This is a genomic window from Anaerostipes hominis (ex Lee et al. 2021), assembly GCF_002270485.1.
Taxonomy (GTDB): domain Bacteria; phylum Bacillota; class Clostridia; order Lachnospirales; family Lachnospiraceae; genus Anaerostipes; species Anaerostipes hominis.
Genome location: NZ_NQOG01000049.1, coordinates 1 through 3458, shown reverse-complemented (window position 1 = coordinate 3458; position 3458 = coordinate 1). Strand labels below are relative to the sequence as shown.

Below are 3458 nucleotides of genomic sequence, written 5' to 3'. Positions count from 1 at the left end.
CACAACTTATACCGACAAAAAAACTATACCGACATTTCCAGGAATCCCACTGCATACAGATACTTTTGAAAAAATGTCGGCATAGTTTTGACAGCCGTAAAGATATACTTCATCATGGGAAGAAAAGGAGGTTCCTGATGATGAAGGATAACAAAAGAAAACTAGATGATCTGGTTGTGGAAGTAATGGGGCAAATGAAGAAAAGAAAGTATGGCGAGAAGATATCTTCCCATTATCGTTCCAGTTTTTCGAGCCTCAAGTCTATATCAGAAGACATTGGAGAAGAGTATCTCTCCGAAAAACTCATTGAATCCTTTTTAGATAGTCCAGTGGGATGCAGTGAAAAGTGGGGGAAAAAGGAGCGGACACACCGGCTACGTTGTATCAGACTACTAAAGTCACTTGAGCAAGACGGCTCTATTGATTGGGGAAGACAAAAACCAGAAAGCCTATCCGGCGCAATCATTATAAATGTTTTCCGTATGGATCTGGAACGATTTATCAGACAGATGGAAGATAGAGAACTCCGTCCGAATACCATGTATGGATATAAACGTATTGTCACATATTTCCTGATTTTTTGTCAGGAAAACGGATATACATCTCTGTCTGATGTAAAAGCAAATGATGTGACCAGATTTATCCTGTCGCTTTATAATGATGGAAGATTTCGGCCAACAACAATTGGAAGCGTACTCTCCGGGTTTCGTGAATTCCTATCTGCGAATGAATCTACAGAAAGATTTTCTATGGAGATACCAGTGCATCTTCCACGGGAGACAAAGATTATAGAAGTTTACAGCAGTGAGGAACTTGACGCTATAGAGAAACTGCTTTCGTCTGGAATTATGACCAGGAGAGATACCGCTATCTGCCGGCTTTTGTTGGAAACAGGGCTGCGCGGAACGGATGTCTGTTCACTGGAATTGAAGAACATTGACTGGGAGAAGGATGCCATTTACATTGAGCAGGACAAAACAAAAAGGATGCTTACTGTACCGCTGAAAGCTTCGTATGGAAATGCGATTGTGGATTACATAATGGAGGAACGTCCCAAAATTGAAGATACACATGTATTCCTGAGAAGTTTTGCACCATTCAAAAAGCTGGAAGCCGGAGCTGTATGGCCAATCTTACAAAAAATGGAGAACATGGCCGGAATACAAAAGAAAGGACGAGTGAGCGGAAGCAGAATGACACGGCATAACGCAGCGTCCTGCATGCTCCGAGCCGGTGTTCCCATGTCTGATATTTCCGCCGTACTCGGACACAAGGATCCAAACATTGTCTCTGTGTATCTTTCAACAGACGCATCCAGCCTTGCTGCCTGCACACTTCCGCTTCCTGCTATTCGGAAAGGAGGAGATCCTAATGCAGAATGATTCCCTCCAGACTTTAATTGATCAGTTTATTTCTTATAAAAAGCAGAATGGATATGCATACCAAAGTGGGGTTTATTATCTGAAGAAATATGCTTTATCTGTTTTAGAAATGGAAACAGCAGTGATAGTACCGACTAAGGAAAGTGCTGAAATATTCCTTGGAAAGTATGAAAATGCCCCGGGAAGTCTTTACAATGCTGCCGCGTTTTTACGTGAATTCAGCAGGTATCTCATAGCACGCGGATATTCAGAGGCATATCTTATCCCATCTGGAAGAATCCATCTTCCAACACCAGTCCAGCCATACTTTTTTACAGAAGAAGAGATCACGGCATTTTTTAGTGAATGTGACAAGGTTATGGATAATCCGCATTATAAAGGCCGCCACATAGTACTTCCCGCAATGTTCCGGTTACTATACTGCTGTGGCCTCCGGTGTAAAGAGGCCCGCATTCTTGCTCGGGAAAACGTACATTTGGGTGAAGGATATCTTGATGTCCTTCAATCGAAAGGCTCAAAGAGCCGTAGAGTTTATATTTCCGGAGAACTCAGGGATTATCTCAATACTTATGATCTTCGGATAGGGCAGTTGTTTCCGAACCGTAAGACGTTTTTTCCAAACCGGTATGATGCCCCATATGGCGCGTCCATGTTAGAAAAGAACTTTCTGCGTTTCTGGTACTCTGCTTTTCCAGAAAAAAAGAATTCCGGTATCAGCATCCGCGCGTATGATTTTCGGCATCATTTTGTTTATGCAAATATGAACCGCTGGCTTCGGGAGGGAAAGGATGTAAATGCCATGCTTCCTTATCTTATGCGCTATATGGGGCACTCTGACATAAAAAATACACTTTACTACTTTCACCTGATACCAGATATTTATGGTTCGGTCATTGCAAAATCCGGTCATTCGGAAAAACTGATACCGGAGGTGTGGGATATTTGAAACGAAATAGAGCAAAAGACCATGATAGTGTTTTCTTCTGGGAGACAGCCGCATGTTTTCTGAATCATGAGTTGCCCAAAATAAGAAAAAAGAGTACAAATACAGTTACAGCTTACCGCATTTCGCTAAATATCTGTATTGATTATCTGGAAGATGTGAAAGGAATCCAACGTGAAAAAATATGTTTTTGTGATCTGAAAAAAGAGAACCTGAAAGATTTTCTTGTATGGATGGGACAGGAAAAAAAGTGGAGTCCTAAAACCTGCAATCTGCGGATGACGGCAGTAAGATCCTTGTTATCTTTTGCGGCAGAAGAGTGTATGGATATCACTTATCTCTTTGCGGCAAGTAAGACCATACGCAGCCTGAATGTTCCCGGCAGAGAGATTGAATATTTCGAAGATGACCAGCTAAGTGGAATCCTTGAGGCGCCTGGAAAGGAAAAACGTTCCGAACGCAGGAACCGAATGCTGCTCATTCTAGGATATGACGCGGCAATGCGGGTGGGAGAATTAATAGATCTGAACGTAGAAAATATTCACCTTGATGCGGAAATCCCTTATGTTCGGATACTTGGAAAGGGAGAAAAATACCGTAGCGTACCCTTAATGGGAAAAACAGTAGAACATCTGCGTAAATACCTCTATGAGTTCCATGGAGATATCTCAGATCCCTCAGCGCCTCTCTTTTATGCTGTCACGCACGGGCGGATCCATAGCCTTTCTGATGACTGCATACAGAAAGTGTTAAAAAAATATACCGAAAAATGCCGTGTAAATGGGATCCATATGCCAGCAAATGTGCATTTTCATATGCTAAGAAAAACACGTGCCATGAACCTGTATCAGGAAGGTTGCCCACTATCCTATATTCAACAGATGCTGGGGCATGAAAATATTTCTACAACATCTGGGTTTTATGCTTTCGTAACGTTGAATACGCTTGCGGAAGCAATTGGAAAAGCTAACCCAGACAGAAAGAATACTGAAAAGAGTTGGAAAAAAGCAGAGACAGCAAAAATACTGTATAGGCTATAAGAAAAACTATGCCGACATTTTTTCAAAAGTATCTGTATGCAGTGGGATTCCTGGAAATGTCGGTATAGTTTTTTTGTCGGTATAAGTTGTGTA

At 41.8% G+C, this 3458-nt stretch carries 3 protein-coding genes; all 3 read left to right on the top strand.

Going from position 1 to position 3458, the window contains the following annotated elements; all coding sequences use genetic code 11:
• Positions 1-137: 137 nt before the first annotated feature.
• The 3 genes from CI597_RS17415 to CI597_RS17405 are packed head-to-tail and all read left to right on the top strand — an operon-like array spanning position 138 to position 3365.
• Positions 138-1382: a tyrosine-type recombinase/integrase gene (locus CI597_RS17415; RefSeq protein WP_024728892.1), complete on the top strand. Its 1245-nt coding sequence runs from the start codon at positions 138-140 to the stop codon at positions 1380-1382.
• The gene (locus tag CI597_RS17410; protein ID WP_024728891.1) at positions 1372-2328 is read left to right on the top strand and encodes a tyrosine-type recombinase/integrase; all 957 of its coding nucleotides are present in this window, start codon (positions 1372-1374) and stop codon (positions 2326-2328) included. The genes CI597_RS17415 and CI597_RS17410 overlap by 11 nt, the downstream gene beginning before the upstream one ends.
• Complete coding sequence (locus CI597_RS17405; protein ID WP_081723908.1) at positions 2316-3365, top strand: tyrosine-type recombinase/integrase; 1050 nt, start codon at positions 2316-2318, stop codon at positions 3363-3365. Before CI597_RS17410 ends, CI597_RS17405 begins: the two co-directional genes overlap by 13 nt.
• Positions 3366-3458: the final 93 nt, after the last annotated feature.

Bases quoted from the DNA above. Each gene is read 5' to 3' on its own strand.
- CI597_RS17415 (WP_024728892.1), top strand. From the start codon at position 138: ATGATGAAGGATAACAAAAGAAAACTAGATGATCTGGTTGTGGAAGTA.
- CI597_RS17410 (WP_024728891.1), top strand. From the start codon at position 1,372: ATGCAGAATGATTCCCTCCAGACTTTAATTGATCAGTTTATTTCTTAT.